Annotated in this window: 19 protein-coding genes, 1 pseudogene and 1 riboswitch; of the genes and pseudogenes, 14 read left to right on the forward strand and 6 right to left on the reverse strand. The window is 48.2% G+C overall.

Annotated elements, in window-relative coordinates; translation table 11 throughout:
• Positions 1-104 precede the first annotated feature (104 nt).
• Positions 105-1,262, forward strand: coding sequence for a methionine aminotransferase (locus tag J8N69_RS08725; RefSeq protein ID WP_168825294.1), 1,158 nt, complete (start codon positions 105-107; stop codon positions 1,260-1,262).
• Between the two features lie 46 nt (positions 1,263-1,308).
• Here J8N69_RS08725 and J8N69_RS08730 read toward each other — a convergent pair whose 3' ends face one another.
• Complete coding sequence (locus J8N69_RS08730) at positions 1,309-1,716, reverse strand: GFA family protein (protein ID WP_168825296.1); 408 nt, start codon at positions 1,714-1,716, stop codon at positions 1,309-1,311.
• Positions 1,717-1,746: 30 nt separating this feature from the next.
• Entirely contained in the window at positions 1,747-2,022 is a 276-nt protein-coding gene (locus J8N69_RS08735) for an Lrp/AsnC family transcriptional regulator (RefSeq protein ID WP_168825298.1), read from the reverse strand.
• Between the two features lie 348 nt (positions 2,023-2,370).
• Here J8N69_RS08735 and J8N69_RS08740 point away from each other — a divergent pair, with 348 nt between their 5' ends.
• Positions 2,371-3,663 carry a dicarboxylate/amino acid:cation symporter gene (locus tag J8N69_RS08740; RefSeq protein ID WP_168825300.1) on the forward strand — a complete coding sequence of 431 codons (1,293 nt, stop codon included), beginning with the start codon at positions 2,371-2,373 and terminating at the stop codon, positions 3,661-3,663.
• A gap of 29 nt (positions 3,664-3,692) precedes the next feature.
• Here the strand turns inward: J8N69_RS08740 and J8N69_RS08745 are convergent, their stop codons facing one another.
• Complete coding sequence (locus tag J8N69_RS08745; RefSeq protein ID WP_168825302.1) at positions 3,693-5,402, reverse strand: diacylglycerol kinase family protein; 1,710 nt, start codon at positions 5,400-5,402, stop codon at positions 3,693-3,695.
• 223 nt (positions 5,403-5,625) lie between these two features.
• On the opposite strand from J8N69_RS08745, the gene J8N69_RS08750 reads away from it, so the two are divergent.
• Positions 5,626-7,623, forward strand: coding sequence for a BCCT family transporter (locus J8N69_RS08750; RefSeq protein ID WP_168825304.1), 1,998 nt, complete (start codon positions 5,626-5,628; stop codon positions 7,621-7,623).
• Between the two features lie 147 nt (positions 7,624-7,770).
• Here the strand turns inward: J8N69_RS08750 and J8N69_RS08755 are convergent, their stop codons facing one another.
• On the reverse strand, positions 7,771-9,699 hold the full coding sequence (locus J8N69_RS08755) for a B12-binding domain-containing radical SAM protein (protein ID WP_168825305.1): 1,929 nt from the start codon (positions 9,697-9,699) through the stop codon (positions 7,771-7,773).
• Positions 9,700-9,847: 148 nt separating this feature from the next.
• Positions 9,848-10,042, forward strand: a riboswitch (cobalamin riboswitch).
• A gap of 120 nt (positions 10,043-10,162) precedes the next feature.
• Between J8N69_RS08755 and J8N69_RS08760 the strand changes: the two genes are divergently transcribed.
• From J8N69_RS08760 to J8N69_RS17115, 5 genes and pseudogenes are all read left to right on the forward strand, one after another.
• Positions 10,163-11,950, forward strand: a complete 1,788-nt coding sequence (locus tag J8N69_RS08760; RefSeq protein WP_168825307.1) for a TonB-dependent receptor domain-containing protein — start codon at positions 10,163-10,165, stop codon at positions 11,948-11,950.
• Complete coding sequence (locus J8N69_RS08765) at positions 11,950-12,855, forward strand: cobalamin-binding protein (RefSeq protein WP_168825309.1); 906 nt, start codon at positions 11,950-11,952, stop codon at positions 12,853-12,855. The genes J8N69_RS08760 and J8N69_RS08765 overlap by 1 nt, the downstream gene beginning before the upstream one ends.
• Positions 12,856-12,883: 28 nt before the next feature.
• Complete coding sequence (locus J8N69_RS08770) at positions 12,884-13,846, forward strand: FecCD family ABC transporter permease (RefSeq protein ID WP_211085043.1); 963 nt, start codon at positions 12,884-12,886, stop codon at positions 13,844-13,846.
• A complete protein-coding gene (locus J8N69_RS08775; protein WP_168825311.1) occupies positions 13,843-14,616 on the forward strand; it encodes an ABC transporter ATP-binding protein in 774 nt (257 codons plus the stop codon). Before J8N69_RS08770 ends, J8N69_RS08775 begins: the two co-directional genes overlap by 4 nt.
• Positions 14,617-14,780: 164 nt before the next feature.
• Positions 14,781-16,319 (forward strand): annotated as a pseudogene (locus J8N69_RS17115) (methyl-accepting chemotaxis protein); the annotation flags it as partial.
• A gap of 76 nt (positions 16,320-16,395) precedes the next feature.
• Here J8N69_RS17115 and hrpB read toward each other — a convergent pair.
• Entirely contained in the window at positions 16,396-18,924 is a 2,529-nt protein-coding gene (gene hrpB / locus J8N69_RS08790) for an ATP-dependent helicase HrpB (RefSeq protein ID WP_168825314.1), read from the reverse strand.
• A gap of 47 nt (positions 18,925-18,971) precedes the next feature.
• Complete coding sequence (locus J8N69_RS08795) at positions 18,972-19,286, reverse strand: 2Fe-2S iron-sulfur cluster-binding protein (RefSeq protein ID WP_227803851.1); 315 nt, start codon at positions 19,284-19,286, stop codon at positions 18,972-18,974.
• A 132-nt stretch (positions 19,287-19,418) separates the two neighbouring features.
• Between J8N69_RS08795 and J8N69_RS08800 the strand changes: the two genes are divergently transcribed.
• The 6 genes from J8N69_RS08800 to J8N69_RS08825 all read left to right on the forward strand — a co-directional run bounded on the left by J8N69_RS08800 (position 19,419) and on the right by J8N69_RS08825 (position 26,919).
• Entirely contained in the window at positions 19,419-20,153 is a 735-nt protein-coding gene (locus J8N69_RS08800; protein ID WP_168825317.1) for a response regulator, read from the forward strand.
• On the forward strand, positions 20,154-22,667 hold the full coding sequence (locus J8N69_RS08805; protein WP_168825319.1) for a PAS-domain containing protein: 2,514 nt from the start codon (positions 20,154-20,156) through the stop codon (positions 22,665-22,667). It abuts the gene before it with no gap.
• A 153-nt stretch (positions 22,668-22,820) separates the two neighbouring features.
• Positions 22,821-23,843 (forward strand): sugar ABC transporter substrate-binding protein, encoded by a 1,023-nt coding sequence (locus J8N69_RS08810; RefSeq protein ID WP_168825320.1) that lies wholly within the window; start codon positions 22,821-22,823, stop codon positions 23,841-23,843.
• A 93-nt stretch (positions 23,844-23,936) separates the two neighbouring features.
• On the forward strand, positions 23,937-25,019 hold the full coding sequence (locus J8N69_RS08815; protein WP_168825322.1) for an ABC transporter permease: 1,083 nt from the start codon (positions 23,937-23,939) through the stop codon (positions 25,017-25,019).
• The gene (locus J8N69_RS08820; RefSeq protein WP_168825324.1) at positions 25,019-25,813 is read left to right on the forward strand and encodes an ATP-binding cassette domain-containing protein; all 795 of its coding nucleotides are present in this window, start codon (positions 25,019-25,021) and stop codon (positions 25,811-25,813) included. Before J8N69_RS08815 ends, J8N69_RS08820 begins: the two co-directional genes overlap by 1 nt.
• A gap of 119 nt (positions 25,814-25,932) precedes the next feature.
• Positions 25,933-26,919 carry a substrate-binding domain-containing protein gene (locus tag J8N69_RS08825; RefSeq protein ID WP_168825326.1) on the forward strand — a complete coding sequence of 329 codons (987 nt, stop codon included), beginning with the start codon at positions 25,933-25,935 and terminating at the stop codon, positions 26,917-26,919.
• The last annotated feature ends 19 nt before the right edge of the window (positions 26,920-26,938 follow it).

Below are 26,938 nucleotides of genomic sequence, written 5' to 3' on the forward strand. Positions count from 1 at the left end.
GAGCAAACAGACAACGCCAAGGCACTTGCCTTGGCGTTTTTGTTGACGAACTCCCCACCCGTCTTTTACCTTAGCGAATCACTCTTATTTAAGGCAAAATCATCGTGGCCATCACTTCTACTCTCGTGTCAAAACTGCCGTCAGTCGGCACCACTATTTTTACCAAAATGTCGGCGCTAGCGGTTGAAAAAGGCGCGATTAATCTGTCGCAAGGCTTTCCAGATTTTCCACCCGATGTGCGGTTATTAGAACGCGCCTCGCAGGCGATTTTGACGGGCAATAACCAATATGCGCCGATGACGGGGCTGCCGCTGTTAAGAGAAGCCATTGCCAGCGTGATTGAGCGCCATTACAGCCGAAGAGTCAGTGCGCTTGATGAGATTACAGTGACCAGCGGCGCGTCGGAAGCCATTTTTGATGCCATTGCAGCGTTCGTTCATCAAGGCGATGAAGTGGTGTTGTTCGATCCCGCCTATGATTTATATGAGCCAGCGGTGACCTTAGCGGGCGGTATTTGTCGTCGAGTCACCTTGTTGGCCCCTGACTTTCGTCCTGATTGGCAGGCGTTTGCGGAATTGTTGAATGATAAAACCCGCTTGGTGTTAATCAATACGCCCCATAATCCGACTGGAAGCTGTTGGTTGGCAGAAGATGTAGACGCTTTATGGCAAGCGATTGCGAGCCGAGACATTTATGTTTTGTCTGACGAAGTGTATGAATTTATTCACTTTGGCGAATCCGCAGTGAGTGTTCACCAACATGCAGAACTGGCAAAGCGTAGCTTGGTGGTGTCTTCTTTCGGTAAAAGCTTTCATCTAACCGGTTGGAAAGTCGGTTACATTGTCGCGCCAACAGCCTTAACTGCGGAGCTGCGTAAGGTGCATCAGTTTGTTTCCTTCTGCACCGCCACGCCTTTGCAACAAGCTTTGGCGGAACATTTGCTGGCCTTGCCCGGCGCGAGTGCGGGGTTGGCGGCGTTTTATCAGCAAAAACGCGATGTATTAAGAAACGCCCTCGTTGCTAGTCGATTTACCTTATTGCCCTGTGAAGGCACCTATTTTCAATTATTGGATTACAGCGCGATCAGCGATTTAGATGACGTGGCGTTTTGCGAATGGTTAATTGATCAAGTTGGCGTGGCGGCCATTCCGGTTAGCGTGTTTTATCAGCAACCGCCAAAAGATCAGCGCCTTATTCGTCTGTGCTTTGCCAAAGAAGAACGTACCTTGCTTGAGGCTGCTCGACGATTAGCTCAGTTATGAGTGGTATGAAAAAGCCAATATCAATGGATCTTGGCTTTTTTCGGTTTTAGTTTGGCATGGCTTCGAATGCAGGAATATCACCTAAGTGCTGATCCCAATTGCCTTTGCTGTCCATAAAAATATGCGCTTGTGGCGTTATCGTAACGTCTGTGTCTAAACAGCCCGCAGGCATGACAACCAAGCCTCGACTTTTAGCGTCAGTCGGCATATTTGACCCACAAACAGAGCAAAAAGTGCGGGCGAATTTCGAGCCTTCTAGACGATAAAAACTGAGCTTATCTTCGCCACTTAACCAGCTAAGCTTGGCGCCAGGAGCGAATAAATTGGCGCAATGGGCGGTGCCAGACGTTTTACGGCAACGGCTGCAATGGCAAAGGAAGAACGTTTTAAACTCGCCTTCCAACTCAAATTTAACCGCGCCACATAGGCAAGACCCAGTGTGAAGATGGCTCATAATCGAATACTCCAATAAAAAATGAAAAGCTTAAACGCCCACTGAAAACATGCCTTCTAAGTCATGTTTTGAATAGGCTCGAAACGCCAGCATGGTTTCGGTTTTTAAAATGTAATCGATTTGCGCAAGGTGCTGAGTCACCAGCTCAGATAGCTGATCATTGCTCTGCACACGAGCGATAGCGGCGATATCGTAAGAGCCACTGACGGAATAAACCTCAGATAGACCATCGATCGCCGCCAGCTTTTCGGCGACTTGATTAATGTGTTTTTTCTCAATCGATAGCAAAATAATAGCGGTTACCATGAGTGATTCCTCTTAGCGTTTTTAAGGGCGCTGCTGTTCGAGTAAAACCTTGCTCGAACCATTAAGTGTCAGCGCATAGTGCGAGAATTAAAGCACCTTAAGCGGTGATTTACAAAGCCATAACGGCGCTATTTAAATAGCCAAACAACCGTGCTGAAACCCTAATGAGTAGACGAGCCTGATGCGGTACAGTCAAAAAAAGTTTTTATCGACATAAATGACCTGTATTATGCCGCACCTTTATTCGTCTTTTGTATGACGGAATAGTGAGAATGCATTAATTAGACCTGGTTCGACGACACTGGTAACAGTGTGCATGGGTCTCACATAAACACTAGAGAGAATGTTATGAATACAACGTTTAAGGTTTTGCTGGGCATGGCGCTGGGCATCATTGTGGGGTTGATCATCAACCTAACCGGGCTAAACGCAGAAGGAACATGGGCAAACCATTACTTAACCAATGGCGTGTTTTATGTGGTGGGTACCATGTTTGTTAATGCGCTAAAAATGCTGGTGGTGCCGTTAGTGTTTTTCTCATTGGTGTCCGGCGTATGTGGTATTGGTGACATTAAAATGCTGGGAAGAATCGGGACTAAATCTTTCTTCCTGTATCTTGTTACCACCGCCATCGCTATTGCGTCGGCGCTTATTATTGCCTCCGGTCTTGGCATTGGCGAGGGCATGAATGCTGAATCCACGGCCAGTTTTGATGGTAAAGCCTCTCCTCCTTTGTCTACGGTTCTGATTAATATCATCCCGTCGAATCCGATCAGTGCCATGGCGCAAGGCGACATGCTGCCAGTGATCTTCTTCTCCATTATGTTTGGGGTAAGTATTTTAATGGTGGGTAAAAAAGCGCTGGTGGTGAGTGATTTTATTGAATCCCTCAATGAAATCATGATGAAAATGGTCACTGTCATCATGGCGATTGCGCCTTACGCTGTGTTCTGTCTGATCGCAAAAGCCATTGCGGATCTTGGCATGGATTTATTGGCGCAACTGCTGGGTTATGTGTTGGTGTTGATTGGTGTGTTGCTCTTCCACCTATTTGTTACCTTGCAGCTGGTACTGAAAGTATTATCTGGTTTAAGCCCGATTATTTTCATGAAGAAAATGCGTAACACTCAGGTGTTTGCGTTTAGTACGTCTAGCTCCAATGCCACGATTCCAGTGACATTGCGGGCCGTGACTAAACGTTTGGGAGTGAAAAACTCCGTTGCCTCTTTTAGTGTGCCGTTTGGCGCGACCATCAATATGGATGGCACCGCCATCATGCAGGGTGTGGCGACGGTATTTATTGCCAATATTTACAACGTAGAGTTGGGCATGGCGGGCTATTTAACCGTGATCTTGATGTCGGTATTGGCGTCTATCGGTACGGCAGGTGTGCCCGGCGTTGGCCTTATCATGTTGTCTATGGTGTTTGCGCAAGTGGGTTTACCGATTGAAGGCATCGGCTTGATTCTGGGTGTTGACCGCTTGTTAGACATGGTTCGTACCGCTGTAAACGTCTCCGGCGATGCCGTGGTCTCTGTGGTGGTCGCAAAAAGCGAAGGCCAATTAAACCAAGAGGTTTACAACGACCCTAATGCAGATGCTTTGTCTGATCTGCATCTAGAGAAGAACCCAACCGCCTAGACACTGTCAGGTAAAGAGATCTGATCTCTTTACCTGACAGATTCTGGCACGATGACGCTCAAGGATTTAGGCTTCACGATGACTTCTATCGTGTCGGCTTCGCGGGTTTCGCCATCGATGACATAGTGGCCAACTTGGCTGATGTCTACGGTAACGCGTTGGGCGGAACGATGGAAGATACCATTATTGCCGTCACTTTCTAGGTCGTGATTGCCCTTCGAGTCGATATGGCTGGGTGAATCTGCGTGGTTGTTTTCGTCTTGGTTATTTTCTGATTCGTCTTGGTTGCGGTCGCCCATGCCGAGCAAGGCTAACTCCGCTAGGTTCAAAATCTGCATGCGCTCAGGGTCCAGCCAAGTTAAATCCAGTTTGCCATCCATAATATCGGGCACACCTTTTCCTTGAGCCAACAAAGTGGTGACAGGGGCGGCATTAGCAATGGTTAGGCTTGGGGTTTTGATGGTAAATGACGCGCCGTCGTCCAGCTGCACGGTAAATTCATGGACTTCATTTTGCCCAATGGCTTCCCATAAGCCTTGTAGATAGGCGAGCTGACCGCTGCTGTCCTTTTTACTGCGGTCGGCTTTTTCAATCATTTGTTGCTCAAACCCAACGCCTGCCAGTAACAGCATTAATTCGCCATTGCAGGTTGCGGTGTCGATACGCTGTTCGTAGCCATCAATTAAATTCAAACAGATGGTTTCCAGTGACGCGACTTTAGACATTGTGCCACACAAAACATGATTTAAGGCGTTCGCGGTGCCAAAGGGAATAATGCCCAGTTTAATATCGCTATCAACAAGTGCCGCAGCCACTTCGGTGACCGTGCCATCGCCACCGCAGGCGATGATCATATCTGGCGATGTCTTGACGGCTTCTTTGGCCAGCGCGGTCCCGTTGAGTTGCGGCGTGGTGGTTCTGACGGTGACATTAAAATACGCCGACAAATAGCTTAAAATGATGTCTTTTTCTTTTTCCCATTGGTGGGACCCCGAGACTGGGTTTGCGATCAACCAAGCGCTGTTGTGAACCACTAATAGCGTATTGTTAAAGGCTCGTTTTAGGCGTTTAAACTGGCGTTTGTTAAGGCGTGCGGTTTGACGCGCTGCTCGCACTTTTTTCATAATCTCGTCTGGTGAAGACGTTGGGTGTTGGCTCAGTAAGTAGGCCGCCATCATAAACACCGAACGACCGCGTCCTAAGGCACAATGAATCACCACCGAACGGCCTGTTTTTCTGTGTGTGTGGATCCAGTTTAGCGCGCGCTGTATTTGCGTGTCGGAAGGAACTGAGTGGTCAAGGATGGGAATGTTTAAATAATCGATATCGGTTTGGAAAGACACCCAGTTTAATGAGCTAAACTCCGCTGTTACGTCTAATACCGCACTGATATTGGCATTTTTAATGTCATGAATATCCGAAGGGAATAAGCGCCTAGCCAGGTACAATCCCTCGTCGATTTTCTGTAATGCTGGCACCGTATCATTGCTTCTGGCCCAGCTGTTATACAGTTGCGTGCTCCACAAAAAAGGCATAAACACCCAGCGAATATAAACGGGCACCGTGCCATTAGAGCGTTTGCGAAAAATCGTCGGTTTGTTTAATAGGTAAGCAAGGCTGACGCTGAAAAAGGATAAAGCAAACCACGCCCAAGCAAGTTGAAAATACACATTGCTGGTGATAATGACGAAGAAAATAAAGACTGCTGAGATCAGTAAATAGTAATTGGGTTTAAACAAAACGGTGCTCCTAGCATCGAGTCATAGACTAAAAGAGTAACACACCTTTTTTTAAATGACAGATTGACTGTTGTTGAAGGCTGGTTTTTTATAGTATCTCGGCCTAGTTTTGTTTGATTAGGATCGTTCTAGTTTTACGTTATTAGGGAAGTCGGTGTGCAGCTCGGAAAAGCTGCTATTCGTTTAAGGTTTTATCAGGGTATAAAAAAGGAGATTCTGCATTATGGCTTATTCAGAGAATGCACAGAAAACGGCATCAGGCGCGGTGCTACTGCCCGTCTTTATACCGGCCGTTGTGGTTATGTTGCTGCTTATCGTGGGAACATTGAGTAATCCAGAACTGGCCGGTGAGGCGTTTAAAAACGCGCTGGCATGGGTCACCGAGACCTTTGGTTGGTTCTATATGCTGGCGACAGCAATTTTCCTCGTGTTTATTATTTGTATCGGGTTTAGCAGCTGGGGGAATATTCGCTTAGGGCCTGATCATGGGGACCCGCAATACAGTTTTCCCGCGTGGTTTGCGATGCTATTTTCCGCGGGTTACGGTATCGCCTTGCTATTTTTTGGTGTTGCGGAACCAGTGTTACATTTTTCTCAGCCCCCTAACGCGACGCCTGAAACCGTGGCGGCGGCCCGAGAAGCGATGCAAATTGCCTACTTCCATTGGGGATTACACATTTGGGGTATTTATGGCCTGATGGGGTTGGTGTTGGCCTATTTCGCATTTCGTCATGGCTTGCCTCTTGCCGTACGCTCGGCGCTTTATCCGCTGATTGGCGATCGGATTTATGGGCCTATCGGTCACACCGTTGATGTGTTTGCTATTCTCGGGACTATGTTCGGCCTAGCGACCACGCTGGGGTTGTCGGTGACGCAGATTAACGCCGGCTTGCATTACCTCTGGGAAGACATTCCGATTAATACGACGGTGCAAATTACCGCCATTGCGTTGATCACTCTCGCGGCGATTGGTTCTGTTGTTGCGGGCATGGATAAGGGGGTGAAGAACTTATCGATTCTCAATATGGCTCTGGCTGTCGTGATCATGGCGATTGTCTTCATGGTTGGCCCAAGCATTCATATTTTGGATGCCTTTGTGCAAAACACCGGGGCCTATCTGAGCAATATAGTAGAGCGAACATTCAATCTGCAGGCTTATACGCAAAGTGATTGGATTGGTAACTGGACGCTGTTTATTTTTGCGTGGACCATTGCTTGGGCGCCATTTGTTGGTTTGTTTATCGCCAAAATTAGCCGTGGCCGTACCATTCGCCAGTTTATCTTTGGTGTGCTCGCTGTTCCGACCCTATTTACTTTTTTGTGGTTTGCTATTTTTGGTGATACCGCTTTGTATTTGATTATGGAACAAGGCAAAGACGTGCTGATTGGCGAAGTGCAAGCCGATCATGCCGTGGCGCTGTTTCAGTTTTATGATTTATTACCTTGGTCGACATTTTTGTCTGTGATCACGGTATTTTTGATCATCACTTTCTTTGTTACCTCATCGGATTCTGGCTCGTTAGTTGTCGATTCCTTGGCATCTGGTGGTGCACTGGAAACGCCTGTTTGGCAGCGTGTTTTTTGGGCGTCGCTTGAAGGTGTTATTGCCGCTACCTTGTTACTGGCGGGCGGTTTGGGTGCGTTGCAAGCCATGAGTATTCTGGCGGCGCTGCCTTTTGCCATTATCATGTTGATCGCGGCGCTTGGCTTATGGCGCGCGCTAGTCATTGAAGGGCATCGTGGCGCTACGTTAGAAGCCGCAGCGGCCCCCGTGCGAGCCTACAGTCAGGAAGGAAACTGGCGTAAGCGCTTAAGTTCGCTGTTTAAGTTTCCTGGGCAAGCCAAGGTGAATCACTTTATTAAAGAGGTGGTGGTGCCGGCGATGGAGGAAGTGCAAACAGAGCTGGCGATTAATGGTTGGAAAGCCAACATCACCGAAGAAGAAAGCGGTGTAACGTTTCAGTTAGAACGTGAAGATAAGTTGGACTTCTTTTACCAAGTCGCTGCGACGGAACACGAAATACCCGAAGCACACAGTGAGAAGTCGAAATACGATACTCATTGGCAGGCGGATGTGTATATTCGCAATGGTGCACTGGGTTATGAACTCTATGGCTGTAGCCGTGATGAAGTAATACGAGACTTGATTGACCAGCTAGAACAATACTTTAACTTTGTTGAAACAGCGCCTGGGCAATTACCTTGGAATACGGTTTCTTAACGTGTTATTGATATTGAAAAAATAGAGCGAAAAAGCGCATTTAAATAGAGCGAGAAAGCGCTTTAAAATAGAACAACAGCCAGCATTGATCATTCCGTCAATGCTGGCTTTTTTGTGTGCTTATCAAATAGGCTTTAAAGGCAGATGTTAGTGATGGGCAATCACGTCGTTAACGGCTTTGGAAATCAGATCCCTTTTCACCAAGGTGCGTTTCACCGGTTTATCAAACCAAAAATCCATCGGCTGATCAAAACCGATGCCGTGCATGTAGTTGTAGAGCGCTTTGCGCAACCCGTCGCCTAGCATGTCATGATCGGTGCCGGTCGGATCGGTGAAATCCACATCGTTTTCCGCGAATAAAATATCAGGGCGCTCCGCGAGGGTGATGCCGTATTCAGCGGGGTTGATACCAATGGGGCTGTGCGCTGTGGCGGCGAATCGGTGCCAGAAAGCCGATTGAAAACAGCCTTGCGCCATCATCTGCCGTACCATTTCTAGCGCATCAATGGTTTCTTGTTCGGTTTGCGTTGGAAAGCCGTACATCAGGTAGGAATGCACTAAAATATCGGCATCGCTGAAGGCTTTGGTGACGCGCGCTACTTGTTCAACGCTGACGCCTTTTTTCATCAGTTTGAGTAATCGATCCGAGGCGACTTCAAGACCACCACTGACGGCGATACAACCAGAATCTGCCAATAGCTGACAACGCTCTGGCGTAAAGGTTTTTTCAAAACGAATATTGCCCCACCAGCTGATGACCACGCCGCGCTCGATTAAACGTCGTGCCAGCGCAAATAACGCTTTTGGCGGCGCGGCTTCGTCGACAAAGTGGAAACCGGTTTGTCCGGTTTCGGCGATCAACTCTTCAATACGATCCACCAGAATATCGGCACCAGCGGCATCGTAACGGTCGATGTAATCCAGTGTCACATCGCAAAAACTGCATTTGCGCCAGTAACAACCGTGAGCAATGGTCAGCTTGTTCCAGCGGCCATCGCTCCAGATGCGGTGCATAGGATTGAGCATTTCACACAAGGACAAGTATTCTGTTAACGGCAAGCCATCGTAAATGGGCGTACCGACATCGGTTTGGGGAATATCATGCAGCTCGGCGTTTTCATTGTAGTGAACATAGGGTTCGCCGTTTTCGTCTTCTGCAAGAAAGTAAGTACGCACTAACTCATCAATTTCACGCTTGCCGTCGAAGAATTCTAGCAAGGTCATAAAAGGCCGTTCGCCATCATCCAAACAAATAAAATCGACAAACTCAAACACGCGCGGGTCTTTTAGTGCGCGCAGTTCGGTATTGATAAAACCGCCACCCAATACAATCGGCAGATCAGGATTAATGGCTTTACAGGTTTGTGCGATACGCAGTGCGCCCAGCATATTGCCGGGGAAAGGCACGGTTAACGCCACCACGCTAGGTTGGGTTTCTTCCAAGTATTGCTCGACCAACTGTTCTAGAATTTCCGAACTAAAGCTCGGCTCGCCCATCAATGTGTTGTAGAGATCGTCAAAACTTGGGTTTGCCGCCGCTAAACGCTCACCATAACGGCTGACTTCAAAATACGGGTCAACGCCCTGAGTAATCACTGCAGACAGATCATTGATAAACAAGGTGGCTAAATACTTGGCTTTGTCCTGTACGCCGAGATTCCCAAAGGCGGTTTTTAGAATATCGCCAGACACGGCTTCCATTTGCGCGATAGCATCGAACGCTGGGCCTTCTGGCAAAAAACGACGAGAGACAATACGCAACGCAAGGCTAGAATCTTTGCCCTGCAAAAAGCGAATCGCAGGTTCGACACAGAGGCGATAACGGTCAAATTCCGCCAGAAAGGTAAAGATCACATCGGGCAGCTCATCGTCTTCAAAGGATTCGAAGTTGTCTTCCACATGCTGACGGATAATATCCAGCGCTGGGGCTGTCATCATCTCAAGGAAAAGCTCAATGGCCGGATCTCGCTGCACCGCCTCATAACCCCGAGAGCGCAAAAAACCAGTCAGATACGCTGTCGCGGGATACGGCGTATTCAGTTGCGTCATGGGTGGGGTCATCAGAAGAACGGTCATAGCTTGCCTTTAAAATAAAACCTGAACGGAATAAGGCGGATTCTAGCATTTAACGGTTTAAAGAGGTCAGGTCCCTTAAAAAATAATGTCTAGGTTAGAGACAGTCTTATTAGATGTTTAAAGGTTCTGGCCCCTTTAAACCTGTGTTAGAGTACGCGCCGTTACAGGTTGCTGACCCAGTGTTAGCAATAATAGGGAAGTCAGTGCAATTCTGACGCTGCCCCCGCAACGGTAAAAAAAGTCAAACTTTGCCAATACGCCACTGTGGTTCACCATGGGAAGGCGGCAAAGCTAGCATTCGCTACTTTTGAGTCCGGAGACCTGCCTGTAACAGGGGGTTCTGCGTAAGCTGGAACCAAATGTCACCACTGTGCGGGCGTGCTCAGTGCAACAGTAGACTCTATTTATGAAAATTCCATTTACTTTCCCTGCGTTCACGAGAACCCTCGTGGCGTGTAGTGTCGTGTCCGCCATTTCAGCTCATGCGGATAGCGCATCCACGTCATCGTTAACCTTATCGCCTTTGGTCGTCACGGCAACGTCGACGGAACAAAATCAAGCCGACTCGTTAGTCTCGGTAACCGTGATTGACACAGATTCAGTGAAAAAACAGCAACCTCAGGAACTCAGTGAACTACTGGCTAGTCAGCCAGGCATTGATATCGTCACGAATGGGGGATATGGCAAAAGCACGAGCATTTACACCCGTGGTTCAAGCAGTACAGGTACAAAGTTATTAATTGATGGTGTACCAATTCAATCACATTCAACGGGCTCTTCTTCTTGGCAATACTTGCCCCTGTCTCAAGTTGAGCGCATTGAGATTGTGCGTGGACCTAAATCCTCTTTGTATGGGTCCAGTGCGGCAGGCGGCGTGATTCAGGTATTTTTATCAGAGACAGGAGATTCAGAGGCAGGAGACGAACCTCAAGCCAGCATTGCGTTTGGCGGTGGTTCTTTTCATACCAGACAAGCGAATGCCAGTGCATCTGGTTCGTCAGGCAATGCAAGTTATCTCTTATCGGTCGGTACGTTTGATACGGACGGCACCGAGGTGAAAGAGAACGCTGGCGATATGGGCTATTCAAACGATAATATTTTGTCTCGGCTTGGTTATGAATTCGATAATGGGGCATATGCCAAAGCGCTTATTATGCGTGCAGAAGGTCAGTCGGATTACACAACCTCTGCTGGTCGTTTGCGCAGTAATGACTATGTAAATCAGGTTATCGCATTAACGGGCGGTATTGATTTGACCGCGGATTGGCAGTCTGAAATTCAACTGCGAGAGTCCCGTGATGACTCTGATGTTCTGAATGACAAGGGAATAAAGACGAACAGTTATTTTTACAGCCGCTCTCGAGGTGTGCGTTGGAGCAATACCCTATCGCAAGGCAGTCATGAGCTGGTTTTTGGGGCTGAGCATACTCAAGACGATTTCGAGGGATCTTACACAAAAGAACGAACCAGCAAGAGTGTATTCGCTCAGTCATTGTCTCAGTTTGGCCAAGCCAGTGCTCAGTTGAATATTCGTGCTGACCATTACGACGAGTACGATACACAAACTACTGGCGGCGTTGCTTTAGGCTATCAAGTTGACGCTGTGCACTCAGTCAGAACGAGCTGGCGTACTTCTTTTACTGCCCCAACCTTTAATTCTATGAACGCGCAAGAGTGGGGCTACACACTGAGCAATGAGATTCGTCCAGAGACGTCCAAGTCATTCGAAGTCGGCGTGCGCGGAGACTATGGTGATGGCTATTGGGATCTGGCTATTTATCAAGCAGATTATCAGGATTTGATCGCATGGAGCGCTTCCACAGTGGGAAATATTGAATCGGCTCGTGTGCGCGGACTTGAGCTCACAACAGGGTTGAGCATTGATCAATGGTCATTTGGATTAGTGGCAACGATGATGGACACGGAAAACTTAAGCGACGGTGCTGAAAAGGGTAACCGATTAACTCGTCGTGCACATAAAAGTGCTCGTATCGATGTCGATCGCCACTTTGAAAAGACTGCTCTTGGTTTTACAGTAGCAAGCTATGGTGAACGATATGATGACAGTAAAAACCAAGATTTATTATCAGGTTATGGGGTGTTGAACCTGCGCGCCAGTTATGATTTTGCCCGTGATTGGAAAGCCGAGCTGAGCGTTAAAAATGCCCTTGATAAAGAATACCAAACCGCAAAAGGCTATCTGAATCCGGGGCGTGGTGTGTTCTTAACCTTTAATTATACGGCGTTCTAATGACGATGATTCGACGTGTTTTATGTGCCGCCGTGTTGGCGCTATGGCTAGGAGGCTGGGCATTCGTACCCGCCTCTTTTGCTGGCCCTGTTTGTGTGGTCGATGATCGTGGGCAGACGCTTTGTCTTGATCAAGCGGCAACGCGCATTGCGGCCTTGTCGCCGGGGGCAACCGAGCTGATTTACGCTGCTGGGGCAGGCGATAATGTGGTGGCAGTGGTGTCGTACAGCGATTACCCCGCCGCGGCGAAAAGCGTCACTTCTGTCGGCAGTCATACGCGCCTAGATTTGGAACGTTTGCTCAGCTTGCAGCCAGATTTAATACTGGCTTGGGGCACGGGCAATCCTTCAGAACAGATTGATACCCTAGTGCGGTTGGGGTTGCCGGTGTACTACGTTGAGCCTTATGAATTCGAAGACATTGCGCACACTATTGAGAACATGGGGAAATTGGCTGGCACTTCAATAGCGGCCGATGCGCAAGCAAAGCGCTTTCGGACTGGCATACACACCTTGCGAGAGCGCTATAAAGAGGCGTCACCTGTGCGTACTTTTTATCAAGTCTGGGCGGAGCCGCTGATGTCGATGAATGCGAGCCATTACATCAGCAAGGTGGTGAGTCTATGCGGTGGCGTCAACGTGTTTGCCGATTCACCGCGTTTGATCCCTCGACTGAGTCAAGAAGCGGTCTTGCTGGAGAACCCAGAAGCCATTATTGCGGGTGGCATGGGCGAGCGTAATGCCGATTGGTTAAACCCGTGGCGCACCTTTCCTAATTTGCTCGCGACCCAACAAGACAACCTGTTTTTTGTGCCGCCTTCACTGATTCAACGGCCAACGCCGCGGCTATTAGAAGGCGCCAAAACCCTTTGTGAAAAACTGGATATCGCCCGTGCTCGACGTTAAAACCCCTACTTTAATAAATCGCTCTACCATGCTGTTGCCGCTGGCGATATTGGCCAGCATGTCGTTGCTGAGTATCGTCTTTGCGGTCACACAGGGCAGCGTGAGTTTATCGCCTCACGCGGTTTGGCAGGCTTTTTTAGGGCAAGGCTCGGGATTGAATCAAACCTTGGTGCTGGAGCTGCGTTTGCCCCGCGTGATGGCGGGATTTGCCACGGGCGGTTTGTTGGCGGTCGCCGGAGCCTTGATGCAAATTTTGCTGCGCAATCCGTTGGCCGATCCGTATGTATTGGGGATTTCCGGTGGTGCCTCGGTGGCGGCGTTGGCGGCGATTTTGCTGGGCATCGGCGGTGTGCTGATGTCGGGTATGGCGTTTATTGGCGCGGTGTTATCGACCTTATTGGTGTTTGGCTTGTCTACCCGTTTGGGCAGTACCGCGCCGATGCGTTTATTATTGACGGGCGTGGTGATTGCCGCCGGTTGGGGCGCGTTAATCACTCTGATGTTGGCGCTGGCACCGCCGCACAAAATCCCCGGCATGCTGTATTGGCTAATGGGCGATTTATCTTATGCCAGCACGCCTTGGATCGCGTGGCTAGTGCTGATTCCTACCTGTTTGGTGTTGATGCCGCTGGGGCGAAGCCTTAATGTGTTGGCCCGTGGGCCTTTGCAAGCGGCGGCGCTTGGCGTCAATGTAAAAAGCTTGGAACGTTTGGTGTTTCTGCTGGCCAGCTTGCTCACCGCCATTGCCGTCACCACCGCTGGCAGTGTGGGGTTTGTTGGCTTGGTGATTCCACATATGCTGCGTATGGTGCTGGGCAATGATCAACGGCTCATTTTACCCGCCAGTGCATTGGCGGGAGGTTGCTTGGTGACGCTGGCCGATACCTTGGCTCGTACCGTGATTGCGCCAGAACAACTGCCTGTCGGCGTGATTACCGCCTTGCTTGGTGTGCCGACATTTTTGTATTTGTTGCAGCGGGGGCGTTTATGAGCCAGCTTGTTTTAACTCAACTGTTGGCCGCGATCCCCAATAAGCCGCCACAGCCTGAAAATGCTTTATCCCTGAGTTTTCACGCAGGGCAAATGTGGGGCATTTTAGGGCCCAATGGCGTGGGCAAAACCACCTTGTTGCATACGCTGGCGGCGTTGAAATTCCCCACATCGGGCAAGATTGAGCTAAATGGCCAACCAATGACTCAGCTGCCTCGCTTAACGCTGGCACAGCAAATCGGCATCATGTTTCAAGAGCATCAAGACGGCTTCCCCGCGACCGTATTAGAAACCGTTTTGTTGGGGCGTTTTCCGCATTTGTCCCCTTGGGAAATGGAGAGCGAACAGGACTTGGCGTTGGCTCATGCCGCATTAGCGCGTTTGGATCTGATGGATTTTGCACACCGGCCGTTAAGCAGTTTGTCGGGCGGAGAGCGTCAGCGTGCGGCATTGGCGGCCTTAATGGCGCAAGCGCCCGATGTTTGGCTGGTGGATGAACCGACCAACCATCTGGACTTACATTATCAAGTCGCGGCCATGGGCTTACTTGCTGAACAAGCCAGTCAGGGTCGAGCGGTGGTGATGTCGCTACACGATGTTAACGTCGCCGCGCAATGGTGTTCCCATGTATTGCTTTTGTACCCTGATCGACCGCCTATTTGGGGCGAATCCGCCCGCTTATTAACGCAGCAAAACCTAGAGCCGCTTTATCGCCAGAAACTCGCCATGACCGAGCTAAACGGCAAACCCTTATTTGTCCCCGTGGCTTGATTTAGCTTGCGCCTCGCATTCGAGATGTAAAAAGTGCACTTTTTAGCCACAATTTACAACTTTGGTTGTTAAATTGGCGTTTATAAAAAATTACAATTTTTGTGATCCATTGATACATAGAGTGCGTTTAAGATAGATGACTCATTTTTTGGTAGTGGCGTAATATGTGGTTTAATTCAAAAGTAAGTAAAAAAGAGTTTGCTGAGCAATTGGTTTCTACGCATCAGTGTGCGGCAATAGTGGTCAATGAACGCCAGCAAGTCGTTGCATTTAATGAAGAATTCGACACCCTAAGCAAGGCGTTTAAGCAGCCGAATCAAGGTGATTTTTTCCTTACCTTGGTTGATCGCTATGATGCGAAGCTGCAGCAGGTTGTTTTGAGCCAAGACGCAATATTCAAACAACAAATTATCCCATTGACCGGTGATTTACTTAACGCTTGTCGTTTGTTTTTATTTGAACCTATTTCCACCGAACTCTTGCCGCATAATATTTGGCCGCAGCTAATTGCCCTTGGTCAGCATTCTTACGCGGTTTTTGACGAAAACAAGGGTTTGCTCGCCGCGAATTTTGATTCGATCAATGCCGATCAACATTATTTAGATGACAAGGATTTGAACCTGTTTCAAATTCTACAAGGCGCTTTTAAAAACAAAGACGCTTTATTGTGCCTGTCTGATAAAGACGATGTGTATTTACAGGTAAATCGCTCTGTCACTGAGTTGAATAACACAAAGTTAACCTTGTTTTCGTTAACTCGACAGTATCAGCATGCCGATATGAAGCAATTTGAAATGCTCTCGCAAGTCGTCAGTAACACCAGCACGAGCGTATTGATCACCGATAAAAATGGCTTTGTTGAATATGTAAACCCCGGCTTCGAAGCGCTTACCGGCTATACATTAGAAGAGGTTAAAGGCAAGAAACCAGCGGTGCTATTGCAACGTGAACAGACCAACAAAGAAACCATCAAGAGAATTTCCAAAAAACTCAAAGCCCGACAAGCATTTTATGAAGAAATACTGAACTTCGACAAAAATGGCGTTCCTTACTGGATTGTCTTATCGGTCAATCCCATTTTTGACAAAAACGGAGTGCACACCGGATTCGTCGGTGTTAGTTCCGATGTCCGTGACATAAAGCGCGAAGTGTTGGCACAGATTAACCAACGGGATGCGATTAGCAGCCAGTCGGCGGTATTAGAATTCAATAAACATGGTGATTTTACTTTATCTAATGAATACACAAAAAAACAACTGGATATTAATGATGACCAAATGCAAACCGTGGTCGGTAATCTGAAAGATTATTTAGATTCATCCAGAATAGAAAGTATTGAAAACGGTAAAGCAACGGCCGTTATCATTAAGTTAAATCATGCCGGTGTAGAAGTCATACTGGATTGTATTATTTCTTCTGTTGCCGATTTGAATGGGCAGATTTCTAAATACATCGTATTTGGTAATAATGTCACGGCACGTAATAAACTGGTGAGTGAAACGCATCATTCTATGTCGACTGTGCTTGGTAAGATCCAAACAACGGTTACGACCATTAATGCTGTAGCCAATCAAACGAACTTATTGGCATTGAATGCCGCCATTGAAGCAGCAAGAGCGGGCGAAGCGGGTAGAGGTTTTGCGGTGGTGGCAGATGAAGTGCGCAATTTGGCGAAGACCTCAAATGAAGCCGCGGTACAAATAGGCTTGTTAATTGATGAAACTCAATCCCATGTTGATGAGCTTTCGTCGTTCCTACAAGAGAAGCGCTCTTAAATCGTTAAGAAGACCTCAGCGCCCGGTTGGTTTTCGCGGTGGCTTGGGCGTTTAGTGGGTCTTCTGGCCAAGGGTGTTTCGGATATCGACCGCGCATTTCTTTGCGCACTTCTGGGTAGGCTTCACGCCAAAAGAAAGCCAGATCCTGTGTCACTGCAAGGGGTCGTTGCCCCGGTGACAGCAGCTCAATGCGTATCGTTTGATTGAGCACGCTTGGGCTATGGGTGTAGCCAAACATTTCTTGCAGTTTGACTCTCAATGTTGGCTGCTGCTCACAGTAATCAATCGCATGGCTCGACCCTGATGGCGCGGTGAGTCGCGTAGGGACATTTCGATGAAGAAATTGCTGCTGATTCCAGTCTAATTGACTTAACAAAATATCGTTTAATGGGAGCTTGCCCATGGCGTGTTGATTGGTCGTTTTGCCAAGATAGGGCCCAAGCCATGTCTCCAGATCTTTTAATAACGCGTCGTCAGAGCAATCCGGCCAAGTATTTTGCTTATCGTGCATGAAGGCGAATTGCAGGCGCGCTCGCAGTTGTTCGCTCGCGTCATTCCAAGGCAACACAGACAGGCCTTCTTGTCGAATATACCGACAAACCGCTTGGCAGACATCGGCTTCTGACGGTTGGCTGAGCTTGCGTTTATCGATACAAAGTTTGCCGATCCAACGTTGTGTTTCACTGATTAAACGGGCGTCTTTTTTTGACCAAGCAAGATGCTGTTTTATGCTCAATAAATCCGCAAAATCCCCTGTCAGTGTGGACAGTTGAATCGGATTCGCGAGAAAAATGCGATCTTCTTCTTGGCCGTGGTGTCCGCCAATGTCTAACGCGATCAGCCATTCACTTTGCGCGCAAGGGTCGAGAGACGACAGACTTGCCATACGACCGTTGGCCAATTTGTAACGAGCCTTGTCGTGGTCTTGTCCGGTACGTTGGGCAATACGGTCTGCAAAAGCACGAATTAACAAGAAGGCGATGTCCTGCTTACCATGAGTTGAAGAGGGTTGAAGGTTGATCTGCAGGCTGCGTTTTTGCCATTGTTGTTGGGCTTTTAAATAGTTCTGTCTTGGGCGTTTGCTCTGTGTCTGATGGCGGCCAGCTAGCCAATTGAGCCGATCTGACAAATCACTGTGATGACTGGAAAAGGGGTCGCCTTCCGACAAAATAGTGCAGATGGCGCAGGCTGTTTCGCTGTTGTTATTTTGTTTGCCCTCCAATAGTAATCGAGCGAGTCTAGGCTCTATGCCAAGGCGGCTCATTTGCTCACCGAGTTCGCTTAATGCTAAAGAAGGCGGTGAGGTTACACTCTGTTCAAGCGCCTGTAGGTTTGTTAGCAAATCGACCGCTTGTTGCCAATGACTGTTCGGTGGTGGCGTAATCCAATCCAATTCTAAACGTTTTTGCACGCCCCATTTGGCCAAATCCATCACCAAGCTGCTGAGGTCGCTTATCTCTATCTGCGGTTGCGCCTGTGGTGCGAGCTGATGTTGTTGACCTTCGCTCCACCAACGATAGCAAACGCCAGGTTCGGTGCGTCCAGCGCGACCCATGCGTTGAATGGTTTCGGCTTGGGTTGCACGCCGCGTGTGTAGTCGTGTGGTGGCGGTATTGGCATCAAAGCGCGCTTCACGACTCAAGCCACTGTCGACCACCACCCGAATACCTTCAATGGTCAAACTGGTTTGCGCAATGGCTGTCGCCAGCACAATTTTACGCGCCGGTGCTGGGCTTGGCGCAATAACGGCTTCTTGCTCTTTTAGGCTTAATTCGCCATACAAGGGCAAGATGCTTAAATGCGTTTCATGACCTAAGCGTTGTTGCAGCTGATTGGCTGCCTGACGAATTTCTTTTTGGCCCGGTAGAAACACTAATACACTGCCGGTTTCCTCATAAAAGGCTTGGCAAGTGAGCCGAACCACCTCGTCGGTGACTTGAACGCTTTTGAGGGATTGGTTGCTGTAGTGTGTGGTGATTGGAAAACTTCTACCTTGGCTGGTGAGTGTCGGGCAATTGAGTCGTGTTTCGAGCGCTTCTGTGTCTAATGTGGCCGACATTACCAAGAGTTTGAGTGGGTCTTCGTCGCGATACAGTTCTCGTGCTTGTAGGCACAAGGCAAAGGCCAAATCTGAGTGTAGGTTGCGTTCATGGAATTCATCGAAGATCACCAAAGCAATATCGTCCAGACTTGGGTCGTCATGCAGCATGCGGGTTAACACGCCTTCGGTGACCACCAAGACTTGTGTTTGCTGACTTTCTTTTCCCTCATGGCGAATACGATAACCAATGCGTTGCCCCAGCGGTTCGTGCAAGGTGTCGGCAAGGCGTTTTGCCGCGGCCTTGGCGGCCAAACGTCTTGGCTCTAACATGATGATTTTGCGCCCCTTGAGCCAAGCTTCCGCCATTAACGCCAGCGGTACCACCGTGGTTTTGCCCGCACCGGGCGCGGCTTCTAATATCGCCTCGTGATGATGTTCGAGTTGGTGCTTTAGCTGGGGAATCAGTGCATGAATGGGCAGTTCGCTGGACATAAGATGGCTCATTAATTGGCTGCCGATAGGATACCGTTTTTAGGCGATCAGCGCAGTCGTACTTTTGGTTTTGCTATGGATATGTCGGTTTTGCAGGTGGCGATGCAGGGGAGAAAATAACCCTGTTGCTTTTCTTTGTCGTTCAATCCGTGAGGCAGCCGGTTGGCGTAATCAATGTCACCGGATAGCAAAGGCGTTAGGCAAACACCGCATACGCCATTGGTACAGGCGTGCTTGATTGCGATATTTGCCGAGAGCAAAGCGTGCAGAATGGTTTCACCTTGCTCTATCGAAATGGATTGCTCAGGGTCTAAAAAAGTGAGGTGAATCTTTTTCTTTTGCGGTATGAGTTTTGGCGGCACGAGAAGCTTTTCCTTCCGTTTATTGTCTATTAACTTTAGCATGGGTTTCTTGTAAGACTCGGGTATTTTTTATTCTTGCTTGGTGCGCACGCGCAGGCCGAATTATAACGACAATGGGTTCCAATTCAGATAATGACAGAACAAAATAAAAAGACGTTATTGGTAGTAGACGATGATCAGGACATTCTCCAGCTTTTGTGCGATGCCTTGTCGCAAAAAGGGTATCACGTCTTGGCCGCAGAAAACGGTCGCCAGATGAGGCTGCATTTAGACGCTAATTCGGTGGATTTGGTGTTGATGGATTTGTACCTTCGAGAAGAAGATGGTTTGAATCTGGCGCGTGAGATTCGTGAGCGTTTTGCTATGCCGATTATGATGTTAACCGGCAAAGGCGATGAAACAGACCGGATTTTAGGGCTGGAGCTGGCGGCTGACGACTACATGATGAAGCCGTTTAATTTGCGCGAGCTGACCGCCCGAATTCACGCGTTATTACGTCGCTCCTATCAAGTGCCGCCCACTTCTGGAAGCATGATTAACGAAGATCATGAATGTTTGCGATTTGGCCAATGGGCGTTGGACCTCACCGCGCGGCTGTTGCATGATCCCGATGGCAAGTTGGTGACCTTAACGCTAGGGGAGTTTTCGTTATTAGAAGTGTTAGTGCGTCATCCCGATCGTATTTTTTCCCGTGAGCAATTAATAGAGCAGAGTCGAGGATTAGAGACAGAGGTGTTTGATCGAACCGTCGATGTGTTGATTCTTCGTTTGCGCCGCAAAATAGAAGCCAACCCTAAGACGCCTGAATTTATTAAAACTCAACGTGGGCTTGGTTATTTTTTCCAAGGCCCGGTACGGATTCAATAAATGCGCTTTACCAGCATTCGACAAAAAGCGTCATTGTCTATTTTCGCCATCAGCTTGGTGGCGTTTTTCATGGTCGGCATTGGCTGGCAATCGATGCGTGTCAGTGAAGCGTCTTTATCTGAATTTGAATCTGAAACCTTACCCGAAATCAGCACTGCTTTAACCTTAGCCGAAGGCGTCGCGCAATTGGCGGCCATTGCGCCCTATACCGCAGGTTCAGGGAGACCTTTTCAATTACAGAGTGAATCGGAGCGTATCCATCGACGTATTCTTGAGTTACGTGGGGTGGCAGATGGCTTGACGGACTCTGTTTTTCAGCGTGATATCGACCAGCGCTTAGATGATTTGCAAACCACATTAGAAGAGTTGGTTGCCTTGGTGCGCGAAGAGTTGTATTTGCGCGAAGACAGTCTGGCGCAGCAGTTTCGTATTCGTCAATTGCCACTCAATGACGAAGACGCCGCTAGGGTAAACAGTCAGCAGGGCTTGGCTTGGTTGCTGCAATTATTAGAAGCGCCGAGTTTAGTGCCTGAAAGTATACTGAAAAGCCTGCGATTATCTGAGCAAAATGGCCAAGTAGCGAGTATTGCCGACGATCTCTTAATGGCTCATCGACGTTTGAACCAAATTCAAGAGCGTAAAAATTATTTATTGATTTCCATTCGGGCCAAATCGGAACAGTTGAGCAAGCAAGTCAGTGACTTTGTGGGGGGATTGCAGAAGAAAGTGAGTCGTCAGCGTCAAGCTGTGTCTGCTTTTGTGGCGCGGGGGCAACACTGGATTATCGGCATCTCTGTGTTTCTGTTGTTGGGTCTGACGCGCCTGTATTGGTACAGCCAGCGCATGACCAAAGATTTAGGCGTGGTGACCAACGATATGGAGCAGCTTTCCTTGGGGCGCGTTGATTCAAAACACACAGGCATACGCCGCAATGATGAAATCGGTACTTTAGCGGACACCTTTGAAGTGTTTCGTCGCGATGCCTTAAGGCGCTTGGAAGTGACGGCCGAGCTATCGGAACAAAAGCGTTTGTTGGAAACCATCTTTGACAATATGAACGATGGGCTGAGCGTGTTTTCGGCCAAAGGTACCTTGGTGGCTTGGAACTCGGGTTATCAGAGTCTGTTTGATTTGTCGGATGACGATTTGCGCGCTGGCATGTCGATTGATGAGGTGCAAAACCTAATCAATCAGGGCCAGCATAAAAACCTTAATTTAGAGAATCAGCAAGTTCATATGGAAGAAGTGAATGTCTCGCGTCATTTGCGCTTTCAAAGTTTTGAGCGTCATTTTGATTCTGGCAAGATCGTTGAATTTCGTTCTAAACCTATGCCAGAAGGGGGATTTGTTACCTTATATACAGATTTAACCGAGCGAAAAAGCGTTGAAAGCCAGCTCCGTCAAGCGCAAAAAATGGAAATGCTGGGGCAGCTGACAGGGGGCGTCGCTCACGATTTTAATAACCTTCTCGCGGCGATCATGGGCAATTTGCAAATGTTGTCTGACTCGCGTCCACAAACCTCGGATCAGGCCCGATACATAGAGCGTGCGCTGGTTGTTTCCGAAAAAAGCAGCAATCTGGTGCAGCGTTTATTGGCCTTTAGTCGGCGTCAGCAATTGTTTCCGGTGCCGATTGCCATAGACGATTTAATCGAAGGCATGTTGGATCTGGTGGAATACAGTGTTGGTTCGCATATTGTCGTTGAAAGTGACTTGCAATGCTCTGGTGTGGTGAGTTTGATTGACCCTTCGCAGCTGGAAAACGCCTTACTAAACTTGTCCTTAAACAGCGCCAGCGCCATGCCTGAGGGCGGCCGTTTGGCCTTTTCTACCAAACTTTGCACCTTACCTGACAGTGATGTACCGGCTATTCGTATTCGTGTTGAAGACTCGGGTGAAGGCATTTCGGAAGAGGTGATTGGGCGGATTTTTGAACCCTTTTTTACCACCAAACCTGTCGGTAAAGGCAGTGGGTTGGGCTTGAGTATGATTTACGGCTTTGTCAAACAAAGTGGCGGGGAGATTAAGGTCGTTTCCGAAAAAGGCAAATGGACCCGAGTGTGCCTGTTCTTACCACAGCAATTATCCCCTGTTGAGCTTGTGTCTCATGACTCTGATTCTCAGCAAGAGACCATTTTATTGCCTGAACACAGTCTTGTTTGGCTGGTGGAAGACGATGAAGAAGTGTGTCGTGTGATGCGTGAGCAGCTAGAGAAAATGGGCTTGATGGTGCAAACGTTTGATGGTGCAGAAGCGGTCATTAATGGGCTCAGTAACGCCATGGTGCCCGATGCCATTGTGTCTGATGTGAATTTATCAGGTGCGATGAACGGTGTGGCGTTAGCGCACCATATTCGTTCCTCCTCGTCTGGCTTTGTTTGCCCCGTTTTATTGATGTCTGGTCTGCCAAAAGACGAATTAAAGCAAAAGTATCAATTAAGTGATGACGATTTATTTATTTCAAAACCCTTTACTATCAAGGCATTAAGTAAAATATTTCAGATTGAATATTGAATTATTACAAATATTACAAAAAAAGATTAAAGAGTGAAATTATTCATTAGTTTTTTATCTTCATAGTGTTTTTTGAGAAACAGAGTCGGGGCTTGTTCTGTTTTCATGGCATTGCTGCCAATAATAAAAACAAAAAACTGGAGTTATAAAACAATGAAATTCATTCCCTATAAAAAATTAGCTTGTCTAATCGCTGCTGGCACACTTTCTACTGTGGCGATGGCAGAAACCCCAATCATTGGTTTGATCACCAAAACCAATACCAACCCTTTCTTCGTTAAAATGAAAGACGGCGCTCAAGAAAAAGCGAATGAGCTGGGGGTTGAGTTGCGTACTTTCGCCGGTCGTTACGATGGCGATAACGAAACGCAAGTTCAAGCAATCGAAAACCTTATTGCAGCAGGCGCCAAAGGCATTTTGATCACGCCTAGTGATACCGCTGCGATTGTGCCAACCATTCAAAAAGCACGCGATGCCGGTTTGCTGGTGATCGCGTTAGATACTGCTCTTAGTCCAGCCAGTGCGGCAGACATGACCTTCGCGACGGATAACTTTAAAGCCGGTGAAATGATTGGTTTGTGGGCGAAAGCGAAAATGGGCGACAAAGCCAAAGACGCAAAAATTGCCTTGCTAGATTTGAGTTCAAGTCAGATTACGGTTGACGTGGCTCGTAACCAAGGCTTCTTAAAAGGCTTCGGTATTGATATCAAAGACCCGAATCAAATGAGCGATGAAACAGATCCGCGTATTGTCGGTAACGACGTAACATTAGGGTCTGAAGAAGGCGGTCGTCGTGCAATGGAGAACTTATTGCAAAAAGACCCCGAAGTGAATTTGGTCTACACCATTAACGAGCCTGCTGCAGCGGGTGCCTATGAAGCATTAAAATCCTTTGGTCTTGAAAAAGACGTTTTGATTGTTTCGGTTGATGGCGGTTGCCCCGGTGTGCGTAATATCCAAGACGGCGTGATTGGCGCTACCTCTATGCAATTCCCTCTAAAAATGGCCTCTGAAGGCGTCACCGCGATTGTTGAGTTTGCTCAGTCTGGCTCACGTCCTTCGGCGTCAAGTGGCCTAGATTTCTTCGACACAGGTGTTCAGTTGATCACAGATGAGCCAGCCAAGGGGGTGAATTCAGTCACCTCTAAAACGGGTTTGGCGATGTGCTGGGGTTAATTAATTTTTTGTGATAGATGGGCGAGAAGGTGCCCTGATTTGCCGTTAGCCGAGACGTTGGGCTAACGGCCCTTTTCTTGTCTGGAGTAATCTATGAGTTCTAATGACACAAAGCCGTCAACGGCGGTGCTTGATCACGACAAAGTGGCCGATCAAGCCAGTTCGTATGTGGCGCAATTTGAGCGCCACGAAACCCCGTTACAGCGTTTTAAAAAGTTTCTTCATCATTATCCCATCGCCGCGCCTTTGATTGTGCTGTGTTTGGCGGTGATCAGTTTTAGCCTTATTGTTGGCGACCGTTTTTTGCACCCATTCAATTTATCCTTGGTGTTGCAACAAGTGACTATTATCGGTGTGATTGGTGTGGCACAGACCTTGATCATCTTGACCGCGGGTATCGATTTATCCGTTGGCGCCATCATGGTATTGACTTCCGTGGTCATGGGGCGGATGGCGGTGAACCATGGTATCGACCCTAGTTTGTCTATTTTGATCGGTATTGGCGTCGGCGCGTTAGCTGGCTTTATCAATGGCTTATTGATTACGCGCCTAAAAATCCCGCCTTTTATTGCGACCTTGGGTTCTTGGAATGTGTTTTTTGCGCTGAACCTTTGGTATTCAAAAAGCGAAACCATTCGCTCACAGGACATCAGTAACATTGCGCCATTATTGCAATGGACAGGGCATACCATTGATTTTTTTGGGGCAAGGCTGACTTACGGTTCCTTGTTAATGTTGGGGATTTTCTTCCTGATTTGGTACGCCTTGAATTGGACCGCGTGGGGACGTCATGTTTACGCCACGGGGGATGATCCTGAGGCCGCTAAGCTAGCGGGTATTCGTACCAATCGTATTTTGATGTCTGTGTATGTGTTGGCCGGTGTGGTGTGTGCTATCGGTGCGTGGGTGTTGATTGGTCGTATCGGTTCGGTCAGTCCGCAAGCGGGTACCATGACCAACTTAGACAGTATTACGGCGGTGGTTATTGGTGGCTGTAGTTTATTTGGTGGTCGTGGCTCTATTTATGGGACGCTGATCGGCGCGTTAGTGGTTGGCGTATTTCGAAATGGTCTGGCGCTTGCTGGTGTGGATGTTTTGTGGCAAGAGTTTACCGTGGGTATATTGATTATTTCGGCCGTTGGGATTGATCAGTGGATTCGAAGAGGGACAGCATAATGACAGCACATTACGATAAAACACCCGTGTTGCAAACCAAGAATTTAGTAAAGCGTTATGGCAGTGTAACAGCCATTGATCATGCCGATTTAGAGCTTTACCCAGGCGAGATATTAGCCATTATTGGTGATAACGGTGCCGGTAAATCGTCGTTAATTAAAGCCTTATCTGGCGCTTTAATTCCAGACGAAGGAGAAATCTTACTCGATGGCAAACCGGTACATTTCTCCTCGCCAATGGAAGCTCGTGCGTTAGGCATTGAAACGGTTTATCAGAACTTAGCGGTGTCGCCCGCGTTGAACATTGCGGACAATTTATTTTTAGGTCGCGAGTTACGCAAGCCGGGTATTTTGGGTTCCGTTTTTCGCATGCTAGATAAGAAAGAAATGGAGCGCCGTGCTCAAGCTAAAATGACCGAGCTGGGTTTGATGACGATTCAGAATATCAGTCAGGCGGTTGAGTCGCTATCTGGCGGTCAGCGTCAAGGGGTTGCGGTGGCTCGTTCTGCCTTGTTTGGCAGTAAAGTGGTGATCATGGATGAGCCGACGGCGGCGCTTGGGGTAAAAGAGTCGCGTCGTGTATTGAACTTGATCAAAGAAGTACGCGATCGTGGCTTGCCGATTATCTTGATCAGCCACAATATGCCCCATGTGTTCGAAGTGGCGGATCGTATCCATATTCATCGTTTGGGTAAGCGGGCAGCGATTGTCACGCCTCAATCCCATTCCATGTCCGATGCGGTGGCGATCATGACTGGCGCCATGGACGTGAAGGGCTCAACCGAAGCCGCTTAAAAGGAAGAAGCCGCATAAGAAAAAAGGCAGCCGTTATTTTGCTTCTACGGATGAGTAAGGCAAAATAGCGGCTCTTTATGCTTTTCATCATGAGCATGTGGCAATCTTGAGGAAGTGAAATGAGTCTAATGAAATCCACCATAGCGTGTCTTCAAACACGATCGTTCTGGAAGGCAGATCGTCTTATACCCAGCGTGTTGGCGGTTTTTATTGTCGCCGTTTTGTTTTCGCCATTGTCTTCTCAATCTTCTGAACCGCAACCGCTTAAATCGATTGGCATTAGTGTGGCGGATTTGGGTAATCCGTATTTTGTGCAGTTGGTCGATACCGCCACCTCAAAAGCGGAAGAGCTGGCGGGTGAGCCCGTTAACATGCTGATTCGCTCAGACGCTTATGATTGGCAACGCCAAATCACTCAGATCAATGATTTTATCGAGCAAAAAGTCGATTTAATCCTGTTAACCGCAGCAGACGAATACAAGGTTGCTGCCGTGGTGGCCAAGGCTCAACGAGCGGGTATTAAGGTCATCGCTGTGGATGTGAATGCCCAAGGAGCAGACGCGACCATTACCACGGACAATGTACAGGCCGGCGCCATCGCCTGTGAAAAGTTGGCCGAGAAAATAGGCTATCAAGGCAACTTTGTCATTATTAATGGCGTGCTGGTTTCTTCGGTGATTGAGCGCGTGGTAGGTTGTAAATCGACGTTGAATAAATACCCCAATATTACCCTGTTAAGTGATCGCATGAATGGCACCGGCAGCGTAGAGGGCGGAATGGAAGCCATGACTTACTTGATGGAAGAGTACGATCATATTGATGCGGTGTTTACCATTAATGACCCGACCGCCTTTGGTGCTTTACGGGCGTCGCAACAAGCCAATAGACGTGAGTTTGTGATGGCTTCTGTGGATGGCGCGGCGTTTGCCGTGGATATTATCCAACAAGCCAATACGCCTTGGGTCGCCACCGCGGTTCAACGCCCTGTTCCCATGGCGGAAAAAGCCGTTGAAATAGGCATGGACTTGCTAAAAGGCAAGGACGTTGCGCAGCGGTTTATTTTGATTCCTTCGGTATTGGTCGAAAGCACGAGTATTTCTCCCTAACAACGCCGTTGACTTCTTG

It is taken from the genome of Marinomonas profundi (assembly GCF_020694005.1).
GTDB classification, from domain to species: Bacteria; Pseudomonadota; Gammaproteobacteria; order Pseudomonadales; family Marinomonadaceae; genus Marinomonas; species Marinomonas profundi.